The organism is Streptococcus infantis (genome assembly GCF_047460825.1).
Classification (GTDB): Bacteria; Bacillota; Bacilli; order Lactobacillales; family Streptococcaceae; genus Streptococcus; species Streptococcus infantis_V.
In genome coordinates this window covers 73,778-99,529 of the sequence record NZ_JASHFO010000003.1, presented here as the reverse complement: position 1 = coordinate 99,529, position 25,752 = coordinate 73,778, and the positions used below count along the sequence as shown (strand labels likewise).

Genomic DNA, 25,752 nt, shown 5'->3' with positions numbered 1-25,752 from the left:
TCAAAAACTTTGGATGCCTCGACATGGCTGTGTCCCTCTTTGATGTAATTTAATGCTCGTTGTTTAAAATCTGTACTATATGCCATAGCTTTATTATAACATGTATTTTATAAACTAAGTGACTATAAAATACATTTTTTAGATTGCTAATTCCCTATCTAAAAAGAGTTTGAGAAAATCCCAAACTCTACTATTTTTTGATTTTATTTTCTAGCTATCTTTTCATCTTCTTCTAGTTGTTTAACTAATTGATCAACGCTATCAAATTTTACCATATCACGGATACGGTCCAACCAGGAAACGATGACAGTTTCCCCATAGATATCGTCGGAAAAATCAAAGATATGAACTTCAAAACGCTCTTCTTCGCCATCAAAGGTTTCATTTTTACCTAGACTCGCCATACCACGATAGACTTTTCTTTGAATTTCAACGTCAACAGCATAAACACCATCAGCTGGCATATATGTCCGATCCAAGTTGACTAGATTAGCTGTTGGGAAGCCAATAGTTCGACCTCGAGCATTTCCATGAACCACTACACCTCTCGTTGGTAAAGGGAATCCCAGAAGTTTGCCTGCCTCTTTTACATCTCCTTCTAGAATGGCTTGGCGAATGCGCGTTGAACTAATTTTCCCCTTTTCGTCCTCAACTGGTGGAACAATAACTACTTCTCCATGGAAGAGTTCTTTTAAATCCTCAGCTGTTTTTCTATCTGAACCAAGAGTATAGTCAAAACCAACTACAATCGTATCTGCCTTTGCTTCCTTGACGTAGGTATCAATGAATTCTTTTGCAGTCATATTTGCTACTCGACTAGTGAAATCCATCAAATACAAGCTCTCAACTCCAGCTCGCTTCAATCGACGTTCACGTTCGCTAGCATTCAAAATATGCAATAAGTGTTCAGGTGAGTATTGGTTCAGAGTTAGTTTTGGTGATTCGTTAAAAGTTACTAGAGCTACTCCCTGGCGCTTTTCAGCAGCAATGTTAGAAGCTATATCAAACAATTTTTGATGGCCGAGGTGGACTCCATCAAAATAGCCTAGTACAAGGACGTTTGGTCCTGGTGTTGCAATATCTTTTTCTGTTTTAATAGGTACTGTAATAATCATAGTATTTATTATACCAGAAAAATGGCGCTTTCAAAACAATTTAGACTGAATTTAGGACATAAAACTTAGAGCAAACTTTCTCTGACTTCTTTTCGCAACATTTCTAGACTTTGGATCCCGTACTTATCCATGACTTTTGGTAGATTTTCGATAATATCTGGACAAGCATAGGGATTCGTAAAGTTGGCTGTTCCGACACCGATTGCTGAGGCTCCTGCCAGATACATTTCTAAGGCCGCTTCAGCTGAATCAACTCCTCCCATCCCAATGATTGGAAGCTTGGTTGTTTGAGCTACTTGACGAATCAATTTGAGAGCTACCGGAAAGACTGCAGGTCCAGACATACCACCTGTCCCATTTGCGATAATCGGCTTTCTGGTTTTAAGGTCAAAACGCATCCCAACAAGGGTATTGATCATTGTGAGACCACTAGATCCAGCATCTTCTACTGCTTTTGCAATAGTCACGATATCCGTCACACTAGGAGTCAATTTGACGTAAACGGGCACATCTGATGCTTCTACGGCAGCCTTCACCACATCATAGGCCAACTCAGGATCTTGTCCAATTAAAAGTCCATGATTTCCATGATCGACGTTAGGACAAGAGATATTGAGTTCAATGGCTTTCACGTTAGTTGCCTTGGAAATACCATGAGAAACGGCTGCGTATTCTTGTTTTGAAAAGCCAGCAACATTGGCGATAATGGGGAGATTTGGGTATTCTCTTTGAAGCCAAGGTAATTTTTCAGAGAGAACGACCTCTAAACCTGGATTTTGTAAACCAATAGCGTTGAGCATACCTGCAGGTGTTTCTGCAACTCGTGGAGTTGGATTTCCAAACCTGGGTTCCAGAGTCGTCGCTTTAATCATGATAGACCCCAAAAGATCTAAATCATAGTATTTTGCATATTCTTGACCAAAGCCAAAACAGCCAGAAGCAGGAATGATAGGATTCTTTAATTCTAAGCCTGGTAGAGAAACTTGTAATCGATTTGCAGTCATGACACTCTCCTTATAAAACTACTGTTCCTGTTTTAAATACAGGTCCATCTTCACAGACACGTTGACTAACTGTTTCACTATCAGGTACTTTCAAGACGCAAGCGTAGCAAGCCCCCATACCACAGGCCATACGGGATTCAAGAGATAGATAAGCTCTTGGATGGTCATGAAAAGCTTTGTCAATATACTTCATCATACCAGGTGCACCACATGAGTAGATGGCATCAAATTCACTGTCAAATTCCTTAATCACAACAGATACATTTCCCTTGATGCCATAAGATCCATCATCAGTTGTTACAAAGACCTGACTATATTTGGCAAATTCATCTTCCAAAATAACTGCATCTTTGGTCGCAAATCCTAGAACCGTTGTGACATCTACACCACGCTCATGCAGTTGCTTAGCTACTTCAAATAAAGGAGGCACACCAATTCCGCCACCAACTAAGAGAACAAGACTATGCTGCTCTAAATCAGATAAATCAAAACCATTCCCCTGAGGTCCCATAACATCTAAGCTATCACCTGTTTTTAAGGTTGAAAAAATTGTCGTACCAGAACCTTCGATACGATAGATAAGACGACATTGTTCATTAGCCTTATCTATAGATGAGATTGAAATCGGACGCCGCAAGAGATGAGCATCATCAGGAACTCGTAAATGAAGAAATTGGCCTGCTTTCATAGCTTCAACCATTTCTCCTTGAAGTACTAGTTCAAAGATCGCTGGTGCGATTTCCTGTTGAGACACTACTTTCATGGTTTCCAAGCGAATGGCACCCATGCGTTTTTTACAATTTGGATTCATAACTTTTCCTCCTTAAATTTTAAGGGGTTCAGAAAAAGAAAAACCTTGCAATCGCAAGGTTTCAGTAAGATACTTACAGAAAAGAATCAAATAAACTGTGTTTATTCGAAGTTTGTGTAATCTATTTTCTATCTGACACCTTGTGAGCCTCTCTGGACTTCCCTTAAAGGTTAAATTTTTACTAGTATACTGTATCAACCCTAAAAAGTCAAGTAAAAATAAGTAAGGTGTCTGACGTATTTTAGTTTACTTATTTTTGTGAAGAGAGAATCTTCTCCAATTTTTGATAATCTTTGACACTATCGATTTCGTAGATAGAGTTTTCTTCCAATTCCTCTACGTAAACATCCAGTTCTTTGATATTATCTTTAACCATGTTGTCCCAATAGAGATCAACAAATTCACCGCTTGCATAGGCCTGGTCGATAAATCCAACGATTTTCTCCGCTGTTGGAGCATCCCAGAATGACACACCACTCAGGATGCGACCATTCTTACTATCAACGATGATATCTTGAACTTTATAATCTTCTCCGTAAACTAGGAACCATTCATTGTCACAATCTTCACGATAAACGCTGAAGTATGTTGAACGCTCGAGGTCATTGCGGAACATATTTTTGAAAAGATAGTTATCCGCATCGATAACGTAGCTGTTAGCCAACTCTTCTTTTACCAAGTAAAGTGAGTAAAAATTATTGTAATCAGCATACTTGTCGTTGAAGACCAAACGAACGCCATACTTCTCTTTAAGGTAGTCGAATTGTTCTTTCAAATAACCTACCACGATGATAATGTCATCAATTCCACGTTCTTTCAAAAATTCAATTTGATATTCAACCAAAGGTTTCTGATTGACTTTAACCAAAGCTTTGGGAGTATTTTCTGTCATGGGTCTCAAACGAGTTCCCAATCCAGCTGCTAAGATGATCGCTTTCACGCGTTTTCTCCTTTATTCTTTAATAATAATATAAACACCAGCCATTACAACAAATGAAGTTATAATGGTCAAGACAGTCAGAGGTGTCCCCAAGAACATTGCTGCAAACAGGACAGTCCAAACTACATAACTGACATTTAAACCAGTTGCTTTTGCTGGTTGCAATCGATTGATAGCCATATAGTAGGCAAGATAAGAAATCATATTAAATGCTGCAAAGACAATTAATAGACCAAACAATTGGCCATTTGCCACTTCTGCAAATGAGTGATGCGAGAAAAGCACAATAACAAGATAAGACAAGAAGGATGTAACTTGACGAATCAAGAGAGCTTCAATTTCGCTGAGGTCACTTTCCATAGCAAAGGAGCTTAGAACACTTTCACTTCCCCAAGCAAAAGCACAAATCAAAGCACATAGAATACCTATGTAGAAAGAATTAACCTGCTCTGCTTTATAGGTCTGAGCAATAATCCCAGCAATGATTAGAAAGATACCAAAAATTGTATTTTTGGAAATCTTGTGCTTCAAAAAGAAGAAGGCAAGCAAGACCGAGACTGCCGGATAAATAGCTGAGACTGACGAAGCTAATGAACTTCCAATATACTTAACCGCATAGAGATTGGCCTGCATACCAATCGGACCGGCTAGTAAAGCTCCGATGATAACACTGACATTTCGAATGTTCAAGAAGATTGAAAAACGAACTCTGCCTTCCTTAACTAGAAGATATCCTAGCAAGATAAAAATACTTAGGAAATCGTGTGCTGCTGCTACTACAAAGGGCGATAAATCCGTGAATATTGAAAAGATATAAGCACTAATAGTTAATCCTAATCCCCAGAACACACCTGATAGTAGCCCAAAAGAAACTCCATTTTTAGCCTTCATTAGAACCTCCCATATAATCCAATTCCTTCACAGCTCTATTGTAACGAGAGATTCCATAATCTCCGAAATCTGCACCATTTTCTTCTTTGTAGATAGTCCAGAGACTCCAAATGATGTCTTGCAAGATTTTGTAGATACGAATTTTTTCTCTTGAAACTGGAGTCTTATCGCTCTCGTAATGACTTAAAAAGTCTTCTTCTTCTGCACTGGTAAATTCAGATTCTAGGAAGAGAGCTGCCAAATCCCACATAGGATCATTCATAGATGAATATTCCCAATCAATGAGATAAAGGTGACCATCTGGTCCTTCTATGAAATTTTCAGGAACCAAATCAATATGACACGATTTCTTATCCATTCCAATTTCTTCAAGTTGATCTTTCAGAGAAAATACTAACTTTTTGACAGTTTCATAGTTCGGATAGGAAATCTCCCCTTGAATCAAGGATTCATATTTTTTGATTTCCTCAAAAGGAGCAAACTCTCCTTTTAGTTCTTTACCAGAAGCGTGAATGGTTTGTAGAATTGGTGCAATCTTTTCAAATTTTGTTTTAATGGTATTAAAATTAAGTGTCTCAGCATTTTCGATGTACTGATTAACCTTGATACCTGCATCGATATCAAAAAGATAATTTTCTACATCTAATTTTAAATCTTTCAACAATCCAATATTGAACTTTTCATTCTGGCGATCGATTAATTTATCTGTACCTTTTCCGAAAAACTTAACGATATACTGGTTTGAGGTTGTTTTAACTAAGTAGTTTTGATTAGTCATTCCACCCAATTGTTCAACACTCTGAATTTCTTCACCACCAGATAGTAAAGATGCAATCTTTTCTTTAACGATTTCTTTCACAATCATCCTCCATTAGACTTCCCACTTAAAGACTGTCTTAAAGGCAGTATTAAGGTCCGTTGCAAAAACTCGGTGAATATCTTTAATTTCTCTTACTGGTTCTTCTAGATAAATGATATTCTTCAAACGATTGGCAAATTTTTTAATTTCCATCATATGGATTGCATTTTCAAAGTCAATTCTTCCAGAACGGGAAGAACCGACTAGTAACAAGCCTTTTTCTAAAGAATCACGAGTATTGATGTTGACCTTATACTCACTAACACCCATCATCAAAATGGTGCCTTGTGGTTTGATGTAACGAATCAAGTCATTAATAGCAGGCCCGCATCCATCACCACCACAGCATTCGAAACCATGGTCAAAACTAAGATCTTCTGGAATGCTATCCGTAATGTAGAGCTCTTTCGCAAATGAGAAGAGTTCTAACTTTTCCCAGTGACGACCGATAACAATAATCTCAGCTTCAGGCAAAGTGTAGTTGATAATATTAGCCATGACAAAAGCTAGGCTTCCATCACCAATAACTGCAATTCGCTCTTTTTTACTGTGAGAAACTGTCAAGAAACGATTCATCGCATGCATACCCACACTGACAAATTCAGTGATAGCAGCAACTGTATCCTCGATTTCCTCGTAAGCTACTACACGATCTTTTGGTAATGAAACAAATTCACGCATAAATCCATCGTAGCCACTAGAAAGGAAATACGTCCCAGTCATGTAATTTTCGTAGAATTCCTCGTCACTTTGCATAGGTGGTTGATTTGGAATCATAACAACCTTCTGACCAACCTTATAGGTACCTGTTGGATCAGAAATGACAGTTCCGCAAGACTCGTGAATCATAGCCATTGGAAGTTTCTTTGATAAGATTTTTGGATCGCGTTTACCTTGGTAGTAACGTTGATCCGCGTGACAAACCGCCATATAGTTTGGTCGGATGAGAATATGATTCTCTTGATCAATTTCTTCTTCCTGATATTTGATATTGATAAACTTTGGTTTTGTCAGTTGATAAATTTGATTAATCATGTCTCTAATCTTTCTCAATCATGCTTTTAGCAATCTTCAAGTCTGTAACTGTTGTAATTTTAAGGTTTGAGTATTCCCCTTTTGCCAAGGCAACATCTTTACCCTTAATGACAAAGATTTTACAAGCATCTGTCAAAATTTCTTTTTCTTCTGTTGATAAAGAACCATACAAGTCAATAAAGTCCTTGCAACGGAAGGTTTGGGGAGTTTGTCCTTGATAAAGATGAGAGCGATTTGGAATATCTGTGATAAACTGACCATTTGTACTTTCAACGATGGTATCAACTGCTTCAACCACGGTATCAACAGCATCATGGTTTTTAGCGAGTTCAATATTGTCTTGAATCATTCGAAGAGTGATGAAAGGACGAACTGAATCATGTGTTACTACGATATCATCTTCTGTTAGTGGACGGTAAGCATCGATGGCTTCAATAATCTTTTCAATACTAGAATTACGATCAGCCCCACCTTTCGTAATGATGATACGTTCCTTGTGGAGTGGAAGGAATTTTTCAACTAAATCCTCTGCGTGTGTCACCCAGTCTCCGTGAACTCCAACTACAATCTTTTCGATACTTGGCTCTAAGACAAATTTTTCAATTGTATGGATTAGGATTGGGCGGTCTCCCAACTCAAGAAATTGTTTGGGTAGGTTACTAATACCCATGCGTGTGCCGGTTCCACCTGCTAAAATTCCAGCGTAAATCATTTTGATACTCCTTTGGTTTGTTTTAAAAACTCATTGTTTACTATTATATCACAATCTACTGGTATCTTGAAATAAATAGCGAGCAAGCAAAGCTATAATGAATTTGTATTCAAATAATAATCTGAACTTTTAGGATTAATCATTTATTTAAAATAAACAATTATCCAAGAAAACTTTCTCTATTTATGAAACTGAAGATATTTGTTCGGATAATATAGAGTTCTTCAGAATATTATAAAAACCTTAAAGAAACCTTAAACTGTTTAAATAGCTAATTGAAAAAGAGCTGAGAATTTAGACAAGATAATGATCTTGTACCAATTTCTCAACTCTTTTAGTAAGTTTCTTTATTTTTCTTCCGAATCCCCAATGCCTTTAACGGCTTTTTTAAACTCAGCAAGCATTTTTCCTACTGATTCGCCTAACTCTGGTAAGCGTTTTGGTCCAAAAATCAACAAAGCACCAAGGATGATGATGATCAAGCCAGGGGCACCAATATCACGTAAGATTCCCATTCTCTTCTCCTTTCATTTTTCTTTTTTCAATTCTTTTACTTAAGGCAATACTAATCTCGTACAAAAGGATCAGGGGTACCGTCATTGCCAAGTCGCTAACAAAATCTGCTGGTGTCAGTATGACGGCCAGAACCAATAAAATAAAGTAAGCATAACGACGATAAGTTATCAATAAACTTGGCCCAATAAACCCAATGGAAGTTAAAAATCCAATAATAACTGGCAATTCAAAGATAAATGCTAGTGGTACAGTAGTTTGAAAGACAAAAGCTAGATAATTTTGTGCTGTTAACTGCGTCTCAAATAAGTTTTCACCCAGTCCTAGCAAGACCTGAAGTAAAGCTGGTGTTATAAAATAAAATCCAAAGGCTAATCCTAAGATAAAACAAAGGAAAGTTGCAGGGATATAAGCAAAAATCGCCCCTGCTTCTTCAGTTTTAAGTGCTGGTCGAACAAAACTCCAGACTTGATAGACCGTAAAAGGTAAGGTAAGGCTAAAGGACATTAAACTTGCTAAACGGAGATAAATCCATAAAATATCATTCGGCCCTAAGACCATCAACTTCTGACTAAAGCCTTGTGTGATAAATTGATAAATCTGATCAGCAAATAATAGTGAAACGCAGAATACTAGAAAGAAGCAAACAACTACTGCTAGCAATCTCTTTCTAAATTCTACCAAATGCTCAATAATTGTCAATTCCTTTTGATCCATCACTTTTCACCCTGTCTAATGGTAATTAGAAAAACTATGAAGATAAAGAGAATCTGACCTGCTAACCCTTCCCAACTAGGGTAAATTCCCAATATATCAATACTTGGTATTCTTGAGATCAGATGGTTTGGAATCATATTTGTCAACTGTAAGGCATGGATACTGACTCCCGTCATCTTAAAGGCTAAGGCATAAATCATCCAAGTCAGGATAAAGAAAACCTTATGAGGCAGGAAAAATTGACTAGCCTTGTTCATCACAAAGGCAATCACGACTAAAACTGAGAGGGCTAGAGAAATTCCTAGGACAAAATCAAAACTAGAAATCCTTGGCAGAATCCCCACATAGAATAAAATCATCTCAGCACCTTCACGGAATACGGCTAGAAAACTCAGAGCAAACATAGAAAGGAAAGATCCTGTTTTCGTGACAGTTTGCATTTGTGATTCCATAAAAGCATTCCATTTTTTAACAGAAGATTTGCTATGAAGCCAAATACCGATTAAAATCATCATGATAACTGCAAAAATCCCGACTGCTCCTTCGATGATTTCACGGTTAGTTCCTGAGGCAACTGCTGGAAAGGCAATCTGTAGGATATAGGCAATCAAAAGACTGGCCACTATACCAGCAAATGCACCACCATAGACCCACTTGAGGCCCTGTCTCATCTTGGCAGCTTTCAAAGTTGTCACAAGCGCCATGACAATCAAGAGTGCTTCTACACCTTCTCGGAGCAAGATGAGCATGGCGTCAAATGCATTATAGGAAGCGCTAGTATCAATTTGAGATAGCTCTGCAATCAAGCTAGAAAGCTTTTCTTGATAGTCACTTTCCTTTCCCTTAACCATGATGACAGGACTTTCACTTTCAACCTTGGTATAAAGCGAAGGATTGGTTGTACTTACAGAACCCTCGATGGTGGGCCAAATAGTAATAAACTCCTTCATCGTCGCAGCTGCATCACTATCTTGACCAGCTTGAAATTGGGTCAAGGCCTTCTTTAAAAGTTCTATCCCATCCTTCAGGGTCAGATTCGAAGATGTAGTCGCTATTTCTGTACCTTCAACAAAGTTAGAAATAGCTTTTTTCAAATCATCAAACGATGCCTGAATAGTATCAAAGTTCGTTGGTTCAGTCTCAATGCTACTACGCAGAAAGGAAATTGCTGTTTCCACTTGCCCATAATGAGCTGTACTATGGTCTCGAACTACCGCTTCATTGATGGTCCAGGTTGAATTCATTTTTTTATAGGCCTCTCTTACTGCTTCCAGATCTTGAGAAGCGATTGCCATGTCTAAGGCTTCAAAACGAGGTTCTAATCGTGAAACAAGTTTCTCTTTTTCTGCATCTAGGTCGACTGGATTTTGCTCTTTCTCAAATGTCAAAAGGGCTAAAGAAATCTGAGTTAACTGTTCCTCAGTAATATCACCAGTTAAGGCCAACTTTTCTCGAACTTGTCGTCCTGCTTCAGAGTCAGGATTCTCGACTTTCTCGAAGTCTTTGGTCATTTCATCGATTAGTTTTCTTGCCTGATCTTGTTTACCTTCTTTAACAGCTTTAGTTGCATCAGTTATTTTCACAAAGTAGGGACTCAAACTTTCCTTAGCTCCTACCGGAAAAATCAACAGGAAGAAACAAGCAAATAGGAGGATAATACTTTTAGGATTCCAATAATTTCTGCCCAATGTAACCTCCCTTCTCTACTCCACCAAAGCAGGCAAAAAGACCACTGCCTATATGGGTAACGTACTCATTCATTTTATCCGTAGCACCTAGATTGGTCTGCACCTTAACAAAGTTATCTGGATCCTTTTGAAAAGAAATAAAGAGCAAACCAGTGTCAAACTGACCAGTCTTTTCATCTATGCCATCAGAATAAGAATAAGAGCGACGTAGGAGAGGTTTATCCACTTCTTTTGCTAAGCGAACATGAGAATCGTCAGGAAGAAGACTCAAGTCCACCTCATCAAATTCGTTTTTCTTACCAAAAGGAGCTCCACTTTCCTTATAGCGCCCAAAGGTATTTTCTTGTTCCTCCAGATTCGTTCGGTCCCAAGTATCAAGGAACATCTGGATGCGACGAACGGCCATGTAGGAACCATTTTCCATCCAGTCCTTACTATCTGCCCACACAACCTGATCAAATTCTTTCTCAGTAGTGACATTAGCAGTCCCGTCTTTAAAACCAAAGAGATTCCGAGGTGTTTCCATACGATTACCAATAGCTGCAAAACCTGATTGGCTCCAACGAAGAGTAACGGCATTTCTTCCCTTTCGGATAAGATTTCGAATGGCGTGAAAGGCAACTTGCTCGTCATCTGCACAAGCTTGAATGACAATATCTCCACCTGTGTACTTTTCTCGTAATTGTTCCTTTGGAAACGGAGGTAAATCTCTAAAGAGTGTTGGACGTTTGTTCTCTAGTTTCATCTTTTCTAGGAAACTAGCCGAAACTCCAAAGGTCAAGGTTAAACGATGAGGATTAAGCCCAACTGTTTCTCCAGTATCACTTGGAGGCAGAAGGCTATTGTTACCATCTTTTTTAACCAATTCTCCTTCTACAAGTTAGGCACTATAATCCGTCCAATCTTTAAATAACTGGATGATTTTCTCTTTGTCGGTTGTATGCAAATCCAAGACAACAAAGTAGATGTTTTTCTGCATGACTGTTGTAATGCCAGCTTGGTGCTTGCCATAGAAGGCTATTTTTTCATCCCCGTACGAGATTTTCTCCTGACCATCAAGCTTAGGTGTGAAAAAAGCAGAAGCACCGGAGAGACCAAGTGCGAGACCAGCACCTCCAATACCTGCTTTTTTTAGAAATTCTCGACGGTCCATTTTTCGTTCAAAAAATTTTTCGCCTTTGTTTGTCATATTACTTATTCTCCACCAAGAAATTTACCCATTTGTGATAATGGTTCACCAAGTTTTGTCACTGCTTCAGACAATTCTTTAGTGTCTTCTTTCGTTAATTCTGTATAGAGCTTATAATGTTCCTTGTCTGTCATGTGTTTGTCTAACAAACTATTGACAGATTTGAAATCTTCCTCTAGCTCTTTCACCAAGGCTGCATCTGATTTTTCAAGCAAAGGTTTAAAGAGTTGGAAAATCTTCTCAGCACCTTGGATATTGGCACGGAAATCATACAAATCTGTATGAGAGTAAATCTCCTCTTCACCAGTAATCTTACTTGTCGCTACTTCATTTAGAAGGTCGACAGCCCCAGTTAGCATAATCTTGTAATCAACATCTACAGTTGCAATCTTAGCCTTCAATTCCTTGATGTCATTTACCAGTTGGTCACCATAAGACTCAGTTCCTTTAGTTGTATTTTCTTCCCAAAGAATGCGCTCGATACGGTGGAAACCAGACCAACCTTCTTCAGTCTTATTTTCATCTAGATAGTCTGCTAATCGAAAATCAATCTTCACATCAGATTCACCAAAGCTTTCAGCAATCGGCTCTGAACGTTCATAAGACATACGAATTAAAGGGTAGGCCTTTTTAGCTTCTTCTAGCTTACCATCCTTCAATAGTTGAACAAAACCTTCAGTATCCGTCAATAGTTTATCAATCTGTTCTTCTACAAAGGTTTTGTAGTCACTAGTTGCCTTATCCAATAATTTTTGGTTATCTTCTGATAATTTTGCGACCTGAGATGAATCACTTGTAGTTGACGATTGTTCAAAACGAACTGCACAAGCAGATAACAACAATGCCGAAGATAAAAGGATAAAACCAAGTTTTTTCATATAACGCTCCTATTAAATCATGGGAATACCATTTTTAAAATTTATTATATCATAGTTTTTCTAATTATTCAATAAATTGTCAGAAAATTTAATGTTTGTTCCTTTAAAATTAGAATAGACTTTTCTAGTTAAAATTGTTAAAATAATAGGGAAAATAAAAGAAAAGGAAGCTATATACCACCATGATGAATATGCAAAACATGATGCGTCAAGCTCAAAAACTTCAAAAACAAATGGAGCAAAGTCAAGCTGAACTTGCTGCTACAGAATTCGTTGGAACTTCTGCCCAAAACCTTGTAACTGCTACACTAACAGGGGACAAGAAAGTTACAAAAATTGATTTCAATCCAGCAGTTGTTGACCCAGAAGATATTGAAACTCTATCAGATATGACAGTTCAAGCAGTCAATGCTGCTCTTGAACAAATTGATGAAGCAACTAAGAAGAAACTAGGTGCTTTTGCTGGTAAATTACCATTCTAGTAGCATAAAAAGAGGCTGATGTTCAATTCAGCCTCTTTTGTCTTACCTAGAAAGTAAATATTTCTGCTGCTTTCTTGAGAAGCAAGTCCGTATATTCAGGATCTTCCTGAGCGGTTTCAAGCTCTTCTTTAATTCTTTCTAGATCATCTGTTATCATACCATCAACTCCCAAACGTAGGGACTTATCAAAGGATTCCGAACTATTGATTGTCCATACATAGAGTTTTTGTTTTGTATTCCAAAGCTTGGTTACAAAATATTCATCTAAGGTAGAATATTCCATGGTATAACCTGTAGCATTCGTTCTTGGAAAAACGGAATTGTAGGGCAGAATGAAATAGACTGGAATTTCCTTATCATACTGAGTTACTTTTTCAATAACATGATAATCCAAAGATTGCATCTGATGCCCATAGACTTTGATCTTTGCCCCATATTGATCTAGAAAATGATCCATCATTTGGGCACTATCTTTTCGACTCGTTTTAATTTCGATCAGCAATTTCTGATGAAGGTCATTGGCACGATTTATATAATCATCAAAGCTGGATATTTTAGCCTGATAACCATTTTCATAAATATCTAATTGCTTCAACTCATCTAAAGTTAAGTCTTGTGGTGTTACATTTAATCCCGCTAAACTTTTTAGGTTAGCATCATGCATCATGACAAACTGACCGTCCTTGGTTTCCTGCACATCCATCTCAACTAAATCTGGTTTTAACTGAGCTGTTTTTTCTAAGGATTCAACTGTATTTTGGACACCATTTCCATTAGAAACACCTCTGTGAGAGATGACAAGTGGAGGATTGACTACGGGTGCCTCTAGATAAACATAACCCTCAATCGCAAAGAAAACACTCGCGCACCCCATTACACCCCATCTCATGATATGATCTTTCTTTCGTCTTGACATAATATCCAACTCCTCACCAGTTAAAAAGGAGGTAAACTTAACCAAGAAGTAAGTCAAAGCCATATAGTGGATATTTTTAATCAATATATAGTTCGAAATAGCAAGAATCAAAGATTCTCGATGTGTAAGACCATCCACTAAAGACTGTATCAACAATAGAGGTATTAAAAGCAAATAGAAGAAAAGATTCGTTTTGACAAGGATTAGAAAGAGATGCCAAGCGTAAAACCAAAAATGATTTCTGGTTTTTTCTAGACTGTAGACCACAGCATCCTTAACTGTCATCTTGTCATAAAAAATTTTCGGAAGGGCAAACATCACTCTTACAGAGATGTAGAGAAATAGGATACTTAAGATAAAAATAGATAACCACCACATCCAGTATTTGTCTTCCATATAGGTCTGAATAAATTCAGGTATCACTATTTTATTAAAATAATAAATTTTAAAAATTTTCCTGATAAACGGAAAAATCATAGCTATATAAACGAAGATAAACAAGGCCTTGGAAACAGTCAGACGTTTCATGAAGGCTATACTTTCACGAAAGACCTTCCGACTATACTCAATCAAGGTTCGTTTTTCATGATAGAGAAGGTGTCGAGCCCCAATGAAGAGAAGACTAATTTGAAAATAGGCTACTAAAAGGTTAATGGCTATTAAGATTAAAAAACCAAAGCTGACTAAAGGTGCATGTTTTAAAATTTCAAAAACATTGTTATAGGAAATAAACAAATAGCCCGTCTGACTTAGTAAAAAGCCTGCTATCAATGAGTTCAGTGGCAACCAAATATAATCTACCAGCATGAAGATTAGAAAAAATAGAAAGAGGATTTTATCCAGATTCAGGTAAATCTTTTTAAAACCCAATTTTTTAGGTTTTTCAGGTTTCATAAAACCTCCTAATCAAACAGCTGTGATAAATCTAAACCACCGAAAGGATTAGAGTTTAGACTACTCTTGGAGTCCAGTAAGATTCTACTTTCATCAGATTCTAGGAAAGCTTCATAAACACGCGCAGTCATTCGCGCATCCTCTAAACTGTTATGAGATTGGCCCTTGAATCCTAGAAATTCAGCCACAGTCTGTAACTTGAGATTGGCAATACCATGAAGATCAGAACTACGTCGCTCAAAAGCTTCATCATAGAGATCAACTAGATATTGGCTACTATAATCCAAACCATGTTCCAATAAAATCGGTAAATCACTCTTGGCTGCATTATAACCAATAAGGGGTAACTCACCCACAAAGTCTTGAAAATTCTTAAGTACATCTTCCACCATCGGTGCATCTTTCAAGGTTTCAGAAGTGATACCCGTTAAACCGTTTATAAAACTTTTCAATGGTACGTCCGTATGAACATAAGAGTCAAAAGCTCCAATTTCTTCACCATCTTTAAAACGGACTGCAGATACCTGAATCAAGTGGGTTTTATCTTGGTGTTCATTAAATTCCAAATCAAATGAAATGTAATCTCTTAATTTTTCCATCTTATCCATTCCTTACTGTATGTGTAAAAAGAAACTACTTGGTTATACCTAGAAACCAAGCAGTTTTTTCTTATCCTCCAAATAAGCGAGCAAAGAAGCCTTTCTTCGTTGCTTGTACTTCTTGCTTAGCCTGATCCAACTCCAACTGAAGGTTTTCTTGGTCCTTCATGGCTTGTAGGGTTAACTGTTGTTGTTGATCCAATTGCTTATCTTTTTCTGCGATTTGACGGTCTTTGACACGCATCTGTTCATCTTTTTCAGCTAACTGTTTGTCTTTAGCCTTTAACTGCTCATAAAGACGGATGATTTCAGCGTTCTTTTCATCAACAAGAATCTCCATCAACTCACGTTGCTTCACATCATCACTAACAGGTTCATCTTCAAAAATAGTTTTTTTGTAGATTTCTTCAAGCTTAATCAAGCCACTGCGAGTTACCACAGTGACTCCTTTATCATTTTTAGTCGTATCTTCTTCAGGTAATTCCTTGACACGGTTATTGATTGCTTGGCGGGACAAGCCCAAGACCTCAGCAATCTCACTAACAGTCATCTCAATACTCATAATATCCTCTGAAAGTTTTCTAGCTTTTCTTTATTTAAATATTATCATAAGCAAGCAAAACTGTCAAATATCACCGTGTTTTCAACCCTTTTTCAAAATAATTTTTCTTCTAAACTAGACTGTCTATCAGCTTTTTTAGACTAAACATCAGTTTGCAATTTTTCCACCAGCTCTAATCAATTGAAAACCTTTCTTGGTTTATAAAGAGTATCCCGTTTCTCTAAAATGGCTAATAACTTATCACCTTCAAAACCAGCCAATTCCTTCTCAGTTTGCTCCAATTCAATAAAGCGACCAAAACGCACTTCTTCTGCTTGTTCTGGAGTCAAATAAACTTTAACTAAGTCACCTGTTCCAATCTCTAATGGATGAAGAAAGTCTAACTCACCAGCTTGAACCTTTTCCTCAATTTCATTCAAGGTCAAAGCATCATCTAACTGCAAACCTGCAGCGCTTGTTCGTGTTAAATGAGACATATGAGCTGCATAGCCAAGTTTTTCTCCCAAGTCGACTGACAAGGTACGGATATAAGTACCTTTGCTACATTTTACACGGAAGCTAAATCTAGCAAGATTCTCCACATAGGAAATGGGACTGGTTCTTTCGAAACTATAAATCGTCACCTGACGTTCTGGACGCTCCACTTCCTGACCAGCACGCGCATATTCATAGAGTTTGCGACCATTGACCTTGACAGCCGAGTACATAGGTGGAATCTGAGTGATAGGACCTGTTAGACTAGCGATTGCTTCATTAACGAGATTCTCATCCAAAGGTGACAAAACTGGTGTCTCTGCAACTACCTCACCACTAGCGTCTTCAGTTGTCGTTGAATAGCCTAGGGTGATTTCACCTTCATAGACTTTACCCTCGTCCTGCATAAACTCGACCATGCGGGTTGCCTTACCGACGGCAATCGGCAAAACACCGACAACATCAGGGTCTAAAGTCCCTCCATGACCAATCTTCTTAGTTCCTAAAATCCTACGCAGCTTGAAAACTGCATCATGCGAGGTCATCCCCGCCTCTTTTTTTAAGTTGATAATACCGTTCATTTATTAACTTTCTAAAAATACTAAAACTCTTTTTTGGAAATCCTTATTCTGTTCATAGAGTGCATGTCCACACCCTGGTAAAATAATCAGTTGGCTACCTCTGATATGATGATGCAATCCAAACGAACCATCTACGCCAAGAACATCATCTTTTTCTGCTCCAATGATTAACGTAGGGCAGTTGATTTTTTCCAAAAAATCTAGACTATCATGTTTCAAACAAGATACAGACTGAATATCAATACGTTGTTTATCTTTAATATGACCAAAAATTCCCATTATTCGATAAAGGTATTTAAATTTTCCAAAGGATTTAGTCGTGTAAGAATGACGAGCGATATCAATCATCAGATCTTTATAAGTTCCTGTTTGACTCAGGTTCAGCCAGCAACTAATTCTCTCCCTGCCTAGATTACTTAGTTTTGCAGTTGTAACAGCCAATACTAGCTTTTCAACCTTTTCAGGGAAATCCGCCACCAAACATTGGGCAATCATTCCACCTTGCGAAATCCCCATAACATAGGCACTGGTAATATTCAATACCTCCATTGCTTCTGCAACATCTGCTGCCATATCTCGCGTCGTATAGCCCTGTCTCAGCTCATTGATTCGAGAAAAAACATAAATTTTGTAACGTTTGGCAAGTATACGGTATGTGATTGAAAAAGACATATCCATACCTTTAACCGTCTGAAGCCCATCCCCCAACCCTGGTATGATAACGAGAGACTTCTTTCCTTTACCAAAGGTCACATAATCCATGCTCTTATCGTTAAAATATAAGGTTTTCCCTTTTGTTGAAGACATTACTTCGTTCCCTCTACTATTTTTTCACGATTTATCTATGTTGAGTTTTTAAATGCAAGGCAAATCCGGCAGTCACTTTTTCAAATCCAACTGCCTGATAAAACTGATGAGCAGCATTTCGTTCAGCGGTTAATCCACTATTTAGAGCCAGTGCCTTAACTCCTTCTTTTACCGCTTGTTTTTTCAATTCATCAATTAGCCTACTAGCAATTCCTTGTCGTCTTGTTTCTTTTGCAACTGACAAAGCTAAAATACGATAATAAGATCCATCTGTTTCAAAAAAGAAGAGCTTTGCAAAACCTAAGAAACCTAAAATTTCTCCGTTTCTTTCAGCTAGAAGACAGCCATAATGTGATTGAGAAAGAATCATTTCTAAACGTCGAGACAGATTAGAAGCGGTCGTTGGATAGCCCAAGTCTTCGTATAAAGACAGTAGGGCTTCAGCATCTTTCATGGTTGCTTTTCGTATCTGCATAGGATCCTCCTAGTCTTCCTTCAAGGCTTCAAACTTGGCTTTCATGGTTGGGTTTTTTCGTGTCAATTTTTTAACGGAAACATCATCCAATTTGTTGTTAGCAAGGCGCAGTTGGTTTTCTGATGTGGTCAGGAATTTCTTGACTTCTTCCATACGCTTAATGGCCTTGTCAATTTCGTCAATGGCCTTACCAAAGTTAACAGAAGCTGAATTATAGTTCTTTGCAAAGGCTACCTTAAAGGCATCCAAGTCTTCCTCGAAATGCGTGATGTCAATATTCTGTTCACGAACAAGCGCCAATTCCTGCTTGTATTTAAGGGAATTAAGGGCAGCGTTGCGCAAAAGTCCAATCAACTGAATAAAGAACTGGGGACGAATGACATACATCTTCTCATATTCGTGACTAACATCGACAATCCCAGTATTGAAGTAGTCGTTATCAGCCTCAAGCATACTTACCAAAACTGCATACTCACAGTTTTTCTCACGACGATCCTTATCCAACTCTTTATAGAAGTCTGCATTTTTATGTTTCTTCTCTGTCCCGTCAGCTTCATTTTTCATCTCAAACATGATGGAAATGAATTCTAATCCATTTTCATCAAAATCACGGAAGATAAAATCGCCCTTAGAACCACGTGCTGAAACCTTATTGTCCTTCTCAAAGTAGGCATTTGGAAAGGCAAAACTTCGAACCTTGTTGAATTCACTCTCCGCATAGTGTTCCAAACTTTCACCGATTGCCTTGGTTGATTGTTGCGCCTTGAAATTCTTGTAAAATTCAACCTGCTCGCTAGCTGCCTTGAGCTGGGCTTCGTAGTTTTGTTTAACAGAAGCAAGAGAAAGTTCGTTTTCTTTTTCTTGTAAGAGGAGCTGATTTTTGACCTGATCACGTTCTTTCTCTAAATCAGATAGTGTTTTTTGTAGTTGGTTCTCATGCTCCAAGCGCAGGGTAGCTAACTGATTTTCGAGTGCTTGGACTTCTTTTTCTTTCTCTAACAAGCTTTGACTAGCACTTTGCTCTACCTCTTTCTTAGCCAATTCTTTTTCTGTATCAAAGTTGTTAATTTGACTTTGTAGCTGGGCAATTTCTTGGTCTTTTTGAGCCAGTTTGGTCTGTTGCTCATTCAAAGCCTTTTGTTCAACCAGAGTCAACTCTTGTTTGATTCGTTCATGCAATTCCTTATCAAACTCTGCAGTGCGAACTTGAGAAAGTAGTTCTGCATATTGGCTTTCATTGACTGTAAATACTTCGCCACAATTGGGACATTTAATCTCGTTCATGTTATTCCTCTATATTTATCTATTCTACATTCATTATAGCATGGATAAACAAAAAGAAAAAGTTGGAATGAATCCAACTTTTAATCTACATATGTATCTTCGTTTTTGTTTAAGAAGGCGTAAGGCAATCCCATCAGTAGACCACCACCAATAAAGTTACCAATAAAGGTTACACCCCAGTGACGAAGAATATTTCCAATACCGAAGTTTGCGATTGAATCAGCAGCAACACTGAATTTCACGATAGCAAAAGATGCAAAGTTTGCGGCGATGTGTTCATTTGTTAAGAATACAAACATGTAAATAGCTGAAAGAACTAACCAAAGTTTAGCTCCCCCATCTTTGACTAAAACAAATGAAAGAATTGCGATATTTACAAAGACATTAGCCAAGATAGCTTCAAGCAAGACTAGTTCATTTGAACGGCCCAACTTCATTTCCACAACTCCAGAAATAAAGCTATCATGTGTTAGGTTTGCATAAGCTGCTGAATGGGCGAAGCCCCAACCTGCTATAAGCGCACCGATCAGATTAAAGAGTGTACAATATAGAAGGATTTCAGCTGTTTTTCTCCAGCTAATCTTTTTCAAAAAGCTACCAGCTGTCAAGAACATCATGTTAGATGTTACCAATTCAGCATTCAAGAAGACAATGTAAGCCAATCCCCAAGCGAAAACAAATGGGAAGAGGAAACGTCCACTACCAGGAGCAATCTTATTAATCAAGTCAGCTCCAACTGCACCAGCTGCTGTACTAAATGTTAAGAATGCACCAGCAAACATTGAACGGATAGCGTACTTGAATTTACTTTGACTGTAAAGACTTTCCTTTTTCTTACAAGCAAACTCAATTTTTGAGATAAATTCTGAAGAAACCATATAAACTCCTAAAACTTTTATTTGTGAATATTATAACATAAAATCGAAATTATGGGAAGGCTTTCTTAATTCTATTTACAATATTTTTATCATTTTTAGCAATCGTTTCCATTTGCTTTGTATCAGCATCTTTAATGTTTTCAACTCTTTATTTTCAAATTCTCCACTCCATATATTTAATATATGTTTTCATTTTGTTTTATACTGAATTTACAAAAGAGTCTCTTTGGTTTTCAGCTAAAGTCCATGTACTAATAATTTGTTTGAATTTATAGACAGAGAAAATAACGTTTTTATCAAAAGCTTCTTTGGAAAAAAAATCGAGGTCTGGATTTTTTTCCCTGACCTCCTATATTATTAATTTTCATTTTATTTAGTAAGAGCTAAGTGCTAATCAACATAAGTCTCTTCATTTTTATTAAGATAAGCGTATGGTAAACCTATCAAGAATCCTCCACCTATCAAGTTAGCAATGAAGGTAACACTCCAATGACGGAGGATATTTGGAATATCAAAGTTTGCAATCTGATCAGCTACAATGCTGAATTTGATAATGCTAAAAGATGAAAAGTTAGCTGCAATATGCTCGTTAGATAAGAAGACAAACATAGAAATAGCTGACAAGATAATCCAGAGCTTGGCATTGCTATCCTTAACCAAAATTGAAGACAGAATGGCAATATTTACAAACATATTTGCCAAAATCCCTTCCAACAAGACCAACTCACTAGGACGTGCCAGCTTCTTGGCTACAATCTTTGGAAGATAACTGTCGTGTGTCAGGTGTGAAAAAGCCGATGAATTAGCAAAGCACCAACCTGCTAACAGAGCGCCAACTAAGTTGAAAAAAGCACAATAAAGTAAAATGATAAAGGCTTTTTTCCAATCAATCTTCTTCAAAAATGTTCCAGCTGTCAAGTACATCATATTTGAGGTAACCAACTCGGCATTCAAGAAAACGATATAGGCAAGTCCCCAAGCAAATACAAAGGGAAATAGGAAATAACCAGCACTTGGAACGATGCTATTGAGTAGATCAGCACCTATGGCCCCAGCGGCTGTACTAAAGGTTAAGAAAGCTCCTGCAAACATCGAGCGAATGGCATATTTAAACTTACTTTGGTCAAATAAACTTTCTTTCTTATGGCAATAATAATCAATCTTTGAAATAAATTCTGACGAACTCATATAAACTCCTTAAAATATCATTGTTAATATTATAATATAAAATATTTTAAGTGGAATTAAATTTTTGTCCTTTACATTTGATTGTTTTTAGTGCTAGCAAAAGCTTCAATTTCTTCCGCAGTCATCCCTAGCAGCTCTGAAACCCACAAGCCCACAATATCTGACAAAATAGAATCACAAACATATTCATCCTCCCCATGACTATATTTGCAAGTGAATAGAGGAGATCTTATAGCTGATTGATAAAATTTTAAGGCCAACTCTTGTAGTTTTTCTGGCTGAAATTCAAGTCTCAACTCTTGTGCAAGTAGAGTTCTCACTTTGTCCCACTTTTCGCCTTTTGACTGGTAATTTTGTCGTGCTTTGTTGATAAATCCCTGACAGAATTTTGCCAACAAATCCTTGTTTTGGTAGAGTAACCGGCAAGAAAAGTCTGAGATAGAACCAGCATGAAGTAAGAAGGTAAGCAAGTCATCAAAGCTTTCTGCCACTCTCCCAACTTGACCTTCACTCCCTATAAAGCCGATACTCTCATCCTCAAGAATTACATATTCTCCTCCACTACCGTCTTTAGCAAAGGCTATGGGCGATAGAGAATAAACTTCATTGTTCTGAGAAAATTCAACCTCTTTCAACTGGTCATAAAATAGAATATCGCATTCTTTCATCAATAAAATTCTTAGTTGTTTATTTTCTCTTATTACTTGTAGTTGATTCATATTAGCTACTCTCCTAGCTTTGACAACTGTCACAAGTGACAACAATCCAATTTTAGCAATCAACTCTTAATAATAATAATAATAGATTTTAATATGGCACTTCTTGGCCACATTGGCAAGATTTTTCACTAACTCCTCGTTTCTTTTGCTTTTCCCAAAATGAAAAGTAAAAGATTTTCCATCTTTCCTTGTAAAATACAGATGATACCTGTCCCCATTCATTCTTCTCCCTCGAACGTAATCAATATCAATCTGTCTAATTTCAGCTAGAGGAACAATCCTTTTTCTAAAAAGAATAATCGTGTGAATGTATAATCTTCCCTTTGCAATATGAAAAGGATCCAACATACTCCCACCACTTTTTAAAGATGTCTTAACTCTTTGGAAAAAAAGATAGAAATAAAATAGTGCTAAAAAAATTAACAAAAATCTAATGACCTGATGTTTCCAAAGGACTTCAAAAACTGAAATACGATAACTATACATATTAAAATAATTCCTTTTTACCTTATTATATCACTTTTATTGAACAACTAGTTTTATGGACAAAGAAAAAGACTGAACAATGTTCAGCCATTTTCAATAATATTTCATGTGATATCTTTATCTAGTTAAATCAAGACGTTTACCGATTTTTCCGATAAGAATAGCACCAACAATGAGTGAAGCGAATTCTCCGATAGCAGTTGTAAACCAAGTTAAGAAGAAAGGTGCTTCTGCTACGATGTTCAATTCAGCAGCAATGGTGATCATTGAAATCGAAAAAAGAATTGAAAAGAAGAAATGATCTTTACGAATCAATCCATTAAAAAGATAGTCTTTTTTATATTTGCTAAACAACCATACGCCTAAACTTAGGAAGACAAGAGTTGATCCTCCACCAACCGCAACATCGATGATTCCAAAACTGAAGAAATTAGCAATCATACAGCCAAGAGTAACACCGATAATGTACTTAGGATTGTAAAAGGCAAGAAAATTCATCATTTCAGAGATACGGAACTGATAAGCACCGTAACTGATAGCATTAAGGGGTGGTGTGATTGTCAAAACCACATAAATTGCTGCGACAATGGCAATATCTGCCAAATCACGGACAGTAAGTTTTTTCATCTATTATTCTCCTTTAGCGATTAACCCGCGTATAATATGCTTGGTGAAAGAAGCTAAGCACCAAGGGTTGAACAAGTCAACCTTTCAAGTATAGCACATTTATGTCCTTTATGCTATACTATTTTCATGAAAACATGCATAAAAAATTTTTTCGACAATGAAATCCTCTCCTACTTATTTTTCGGGGTTGCAACCACTCTTGTTTCTATCATTGTTCGGATCACAATTTTTTACTTTTTCCAACAAGAATTATGGGCGACTGCGCTGGGAAATATAGCTGGGATTCTCTTTGCTTTTTTCACCAATGATACCATTGTTTTTAAACAGAAACGAAAAAATTGGTTCAAACGTTTGATAAAATTTACGACCGCAAGATTCATAACTTTCTTATTAGACCTGCTCCTGACCTTTATTTTTGTGACAAGTTACCCCCATATTATCGGTCAATTCGTAGGTGATAATCTCAATACTATCAATTCAATTGAGACTATTTTTGCACAGGTCACCATCATAGTCCTCAATTACATCTTCAGTAAAGTTTTTGTTTTTAAAAAACACTAAGCATATTTCTTGCATTCAACAGATGATTAAGTTATAATTTAGATTGTAAAAATTTCGAAAGGAAAAAGAAAATGTTAAAAGATCTTAAAGAATTTTTGCTCCGCGGTAACGTTGTAGACCTTGCTGTCGGTGTGATCATCGCTTCTGCTTTTGGTGCTATCGTTACTTCATTTGTTAATGATATCATCACTCCACTCCTATTGAACCCAGCCTTGGAAGCTGCGAAAGTACAAAACATCGCTGAGCTTGCATGGAATGGTGTTACATATGGTAAATTCTTGAGTGCTGTTATCAACTTCCTTGTAGTTGGTACTGTTCTATTCTTTGTGATTAAAGCAATGGAAAAAGCTCAAAGCCTTACTAAAAAAGAAGAGGTTGTTGAAGAAGCACCTGCTGGTCCAACTGAGTTGGAAGTTCTTCAAGAAATCAAAGCTCTTCTTGAGAAAAAATAATCGTCTTGAGGATTCGGTTCATACTGAATCCTTTTTTACTTCTCCTTTTGCTGAGTTTAGAAAAAACTTGAGTTCAGCTCTCTTTTTTGATATAATAATTAAAGTTTCCACCCTTAGTGTAATGGATATCACGTAAGATTCCGGTTCTTGAGATGGGGGTTCGATTCCCTCAGGGTGGATAGATGTAAACAAAAAAGCAACGGCGCCGTTGCTTTTTTTCTGTGTTACCCTTGCCTTTGAATATAGAACATTGATACTAAAGAAAGAAAAATAACTCCAAGACCGATAATTAAAAAGGAAGCTAAATGGACGCTTGGTAGAAAGGTCATTAACCCTTTTGCAATCGGCATAAAGAGAATCGCTAGTGTAAAAATGGTACTCAATACTCTCCCCAGATAGTCTCCGTCAACCTTGGTTTGTACCTGAGTGAAAAAATGAATATTAAAAATCGTCATAAAGAGTTCACAAACTAGGTTTCCTGAAAAAGTGAGAAAATTGGGTAGTGGCAGTCCCATCATGAAAACTCCTACTCCTGTTAAAATCAATAAGAACAAAAGTGTATTCATACTCGATTTAAATTTATTTGCAATCAATGCTCCGACGATTGAGCCAATTGCACCCATGGTTAAGATAGTTGCATAAGCTCCGTCTACACCATAGAGTTTATTTGAAAAAGGGAGCAAAAACTCAAAAGCTGCAAAAAAGAAATTCACACTAGAAGCCACTAACAAGAGAAAGAAAATTTCTTTTTGATGCCAGATATAGTGCAAGCCATCTTTGATATCTGCAAAAATATCTTTCCCTGTAAAACTCTTCTGCTCTTGAACCTTTGGTTCTTCTTTGGGAAGTAAAGCGACTAGGACAAAGGCGATGAAAAAGGTCAAAGCATCCAATAAGAGCGTCAGATGGAGACTAGCAAATTGTAAAACAAGGAAAGAAAGCACCGGAGAACTGACTCCTACAACCTGTAAAACTAACTCCAAGCGAGAGTTATAGGTCACTATCTCGTCCTTTGCTACAACTTCCGTTATAATAGCTTTATTGGCAGTGCGAGAAAATGCAAAGGCAATGGCCTGGACAATATTAGCAAAGATCAAAGCTCCAATCATCCAGCTATCATTTCTGATAAAAGAAATGGCCAGACAGAGAATCCCACAAACCAAGTCTGTTGTCATCAAAATCTTGCGACGCGAAAAACGGTCTGAAATCACTCCACCAAAGGGATTAACTAGAATGGATGTAACGAGTTCAGAGATCTGATAAATCCCTAGAACGGTTTGCCCAATCGTTCCCATTGATGCCAACCAAACACTATTCCCATAATCATAGAGCATATTTCCTAGTTTGTTAATAGCTCCACGACTAATCAACTGTACTGCATATCGATTCATAAAAACTCCTCTCAAATTTTGAAA

At 37.2% G+C, this 25,752-nt stretch carries 29 protein-coding genes, 1 tRNA gene, 1 pseudogene and 1 riboswitch; of the genes and pseudogenes, 4 read left to right on the top strand and 27 right to left on the bottom strand.

The features are described from left to right. The 14 genes and pseudogenes from QM911_RS01965 to efeO form a co-directional block, all read right to left on the bottom strand. Positions 1-86 (bottom strand): IS630 transposase-related protein (locus tag QM911_RS01965; RefSeq protein ID WP_301393612.1); only part of this gene is annotated, 86 nt, incomplete at its 3' end. 117 nt (positions 87-203) lie between these two features. Continuing rightward, a complete protein-coding gene (locus tag QM911_RS01960) occupies positions 204-1,115 on the bottom strand; it encodes a bifunctional riboflavin kinase/FAD synthetase (RefSeq protein WP_045763473.1) in 912 nt (303 codons plus the stop codon). 65 nt (positions 1,116-1,180) lie between these two features. After that, the gene (locus QM911_RS01955; RefSeq protein WP_414312943.1) at positions 1,181-2,119 is read right to left on the bottom strand and encodes a dihydroorotate dehydrogenase; all 939 of its coding nucleotides are present in this window, start codon (positions 2,117-2,119) and stop codon (positions 1,181-1,183) included. A gap of 10 nt (positions 2,120-2,129) precedes the next feature. Beyond that, positions 2,130-2,930: a dihydroorotate dehydrogenase electron transfer subunit gene (locus tag QM911_RS01950; RefSeq protein WP_414312942.1), complete on the bottom strand. Its 801-nt coding sequence runs from the start codon at positions 2,928-2,930 to the stop codon at positions 2,130-2,132. A gap of 250 nt (positions 2,931-3,180) precedes the next feature. Continuing rightward, on the bottom strand, positions 3,181-3,870 hold the full coding sequence (locus tag QM911_RS01945; protein WP_414312941.1) for a sugar phosphate nucleotidyltransferase: 690 nt from the start codon (positions 3,868-3,870) through the stop codon (positions 3,181-3,183). Positions 3,871-3,882: 12 nt separating this feature from the next. Further along, a complete protein-coding gene (locus tag QM911_RS01940; RefSeq protein ID WP_045615914.1) occupies positions 3,883-4,761 on the bottom strand; it encodes a DMT family transporter in 879 nt (292 codons plus the stop codon). After that, on the bottom strand, positions 4,751-5,620 hold the full coding sequence (locus QM911_RS01935) for a phosphotransferase (protein WP_414312940.1): 870 nt from the start codon (positions 5,618-5,620) through the stop codon (positions 4,751-4,753). Before QM911_RS01935 ends, QM911_RS01940 begins: the two co-directional genes overlap by 11 nt. Positions 5,621-5,632: 12 nt before the next feature. Next, entirely contained in the window at positions 5,633-6,655 is a 1,023-nt protein-coding gene (locus tag QM911_RS01930) for a ribitol-5-phosphate dehydrogenase (RefSeq protein WP_414312939.1), read from the bottom strand. A gap of 4 nt (positions 6,656-6,659) precedes the next feature. Further along, positions 6,660-7,367, bottom strand: coding sequence for a 2-C-methyl-D-erythritol 4-phosphate cytidylyltransferase (locus tag QM911_RS01925; protein WP_414312938.1), 708 nt, complete (start codon positions 7,365-7,367; stop codon positions 6,660-6,662). Between the two features lie 347 nt (positions 7,368-7,714). Beyond that, on the bottom strand, positions 7,715-7,882 hold the full coding sequence (locus QM911_RS01920; RefSeq protein ID WP_414312937.1) for a twin-arginine translocase TatA/TatE family subunit: 168 nt from the start codon (positions 7,880-7,882) through the stop codon (positions 7,715-7,717). Next, complete coding sequence (tatC, locus tag QM911_RS01915) at positions 7,866-8,597, bottom strand: twin-arginine translocase subunit TatC (RefSeq protein WP_414312936.1); 732 nt, start codon at positions 8,595-8,597, stop codon at positions 7,866-7,868. Before tatC ends, QM911_RS01920 begins: the two co-directional genes overlap by 17 nt. Next, the gene (locus QM911_RS01910) at positions 8,597-10,285 is read right to left on the bottom strand and encodes an FTR1 family iron permease (RefSeq protein ID WP_414312935.1); all 1,689 of its coding nucleotides are present in this window, start codon (positions 10,283-10,285) and stop codon (positions 8,597-8,599) included. Before QM911_RS01910 ends, tatC begins: the two co-directional genes overlap by 1 nt. Continuing rightward, positions 10,260-11,474, bottom strand: a pseudogene (gene efeB / locus QM911_RS01905) (iron uptake transporter deferrochelatase/peroxidase subunit). Before efeB ends, QM911_RS01910 begins: the two are co-directional and overlap by 26 nt. Before the next feature lie 5 nt (positions 11,475-11,479). Then, on the bottom strand, positions 11,480-12,352 hold the full coding sequence (efeO, locus tag QM911_RS01900; RefSeq protein ID WP_414312934.1) for an iron uptake system protein EfeO: 873 nt from the start codon (positions 12,350-12,352) through the stop codon (positions 11,480-11,482). A 182-nt stretch (positions 12,353-12,534) separates the two neighbouring features. On the opposite strand from efeO, the gene QM911_RS01895 reads away from it, so the two are divergent. Then, positions 12,535-12,834 (top strand): YbaB/EbfC family nucleoid-associated protein, encoded by a 300-nt coding sequence (locus QM911_RS01895; protein WP_000981533.1) that lies wholly within the window; start codon positions 12,535-12,537, stop codon positions 12,832-12,834. Positions 12,835-12,880: 46 nt separating this feature from the next. On the opposite strand, the gene QM911_RS01890 is transcribed toward QM911_RS01895, so the two are convergent. From QM911_RS01890 to QM911_RS01835, 12 genes are all read right to left on the bottom strand, one after another. Further along, positions 12,881-14,644: a glycerophosphoryl diester phosphodiesterase membrane domain-containing protein gene (locus tag QM911_RS01890; RefSeq protein WP_414312933.1), complete on the bottom strand. Its 1,764-nt coding sequence runs from the start codon at positions 14,642-14,644 to the stop codon at positions 12,881-12,883. A gap of 8 nt (positions 14,645-14,652) precedes the next feature. Next, complete coding sequence (locus tag QM911_RS01885; RefSeq protein WP_414312932.1) at positions 14,653-15,243, bottom strand: 3'-5' exonuclease; 591 nt, start codon at positions 15,241-15,243, stop codon at positions 14,653-14,655. 70 nt (positions 15,244-15,313) lie between these two features. Continuing rightward, positions 15,314-15,805: a chromosome segregation protein RocS gene (gene rocS, locus QM911_RS01880; RefSeq protein ID WP_000021254.1), complete on the bottom strand. Its 492-nt coding sequence runs from the start codon at positions 15,803-15,805 to the stop codon at positions 15,314-15,316. Positions 15,806-15,981: 176 nt separating this feature from the next. Next, positions 15,982-16,860 carry a tRNA pseudouridine(55) synthase TruB gene (truB, locus tag QM911_RS01875; RefSeq protein ID WP_414312931.1) on the bottom strand — a complete coding sequence of 293 codons (879 nt, stop codon included), beginning with the start codon at positions 16,858-16,860 and terminating at the stop codon, positions 15,982-15,984. A gap of 3 nt (positions 16,861-16,863) precedes the next feature. After that, entirely contained in the window at positions 16,864-17,667 is an 804-nt protein-coding gene (locus QM911_RS01870; protein WP_414312930.1) for an alpha/beta fold hydrolase, read from the bottom strand. 31 nt (positions 17,668-17,698) lie between these two features. Then, the gene (locus QM911_RS01865) at positions 17,699-18,142 is read right to left on the bottom strand and encodes an N-acetyltransferase family protein (protein WP_414312929.1); all 444 of its coding nucleotides are present in this window, start codon (positions 18,140-18,142) and stop codon (positions 17,699-17,701) included. Positions 18,143-18,151: 9 nt separating this feature from the next. Continuing rightward, complete coding sequence (locus QM911_RS01860; RefSeq protein WP_414312928.1) at positions 18,152-19,426, bottom strand: DUF2130 domain-containing protein; 1,275 nt, start codon at positions 19,424-19,426, stop codon at positions 18,152-18,154. A gap of 80 nt (positions 19,427-19,506) precedes the next feature. After that, positions 19,507-20,304, bottom strand: a complete 798-nt coding sequence (locus QM911_RS01855; RefSeq protein ID WP_000254784.1) for a formate/nitrite transporter family protein — start codon at positions 20,302-20,304, stop codon at positions 19,507-19,509. A 390-nt stretch (positions 20,305-20,694) separates the two neighbouring features. Next, a complete protein-coding gene (locus tag QM911_RS01850) occupies positions 20,695-21,492 on the bottom strand; it encodes a formate/nitrite transporter family protein (RefSeq protein ID WP_075226870.1) in 798 nt (265 codons plus the stop codon). Positions 21,493-21,563: 71 nt separating this feature from the next. Continuing rightward, positions 21,564-22,211, bottom strand: a complete 648-nt coding sequence (locus tag QM911_RS01845) for a hypothetical protein (protein WP_414312927.1) — start codon at positions 22,209-22,211, stop codon at positions 21,564-21,566. Between the two features lie 66 nt (positions 22,212-22,277). Next, on the bottom strand, positions 22,278-22,697 hold the full coding sequence (locus tag QM911_RS01840; protein WP_414312926.1) for a hypothetical protein: 420 nt from the start codon (positions 22,695-22,697) through the stop codon (positions 22,278-22,280). Between the two features lie 117 nt (positions 22,698-22,814). Next, on the bottom strand, positions 22,815-23,324 hold the full coding sequence (locus QM911_RS01835) for a QueT transporter family protein (protein WP_045763277.1): 510 nt from the start codon (positions 23,322-23,324) through the stop codon (positions 22,815-22,817). Continuing rightward, a riboswitch (PreQ1 riboswitch) is annotated at positions 23,325-23,422 on the bottom strand. A gap of 28 nt (positions 23,423-23,450) precedes the next feature. On the opposite strand from QM911_RS01835, the gene QM911_RS01830 reads away from it, so the two are divergent. From QM911_RS01830 to QM911_RS01820, 3 genes are all read left to right on the top strand, one after another. Then, entirely contained in the window at positions 23,451-23,885 is a 435-nt protein-coding gene (locus QM911_RS01830) for a GtrA family protein (protein ID WP_414312925.1), read from the top strand. A gap of 71 nt (positions 23,886-23,956) precedes the next feature. Continuing rightward, entirely contained in the window at positions 23,957-24,337 is a 381-nt protein-coding gene (gene mscL / locus QM911_RS01825) for a large conductance mechanosensitive channel protein MscL (protein ID WP_049526579.1), read from the top strand. 107 nt (positions 24,338-24,444) lie between these two features. Next, positions 24,445-24,516 (top strand) — tRNA-Arg (locus tag QM911_RS01820). 45 nt (positions 24,517-24,561) lie between these two features. On the opposite strand, the gene QM911_RS01815 is transcribed toward QM911_RS01820, so the two are convergent. Further along, entirely contained in the window at positions 24,562-25,728 is a 1,167-nt protein-coding gene (locus QM911_RS01815; RefSeq protein WP_414312924.1) for an MFS transporter, read from the bottom strand. Positions 25,729-25,752: the final 24 nt, after the last annotated feature.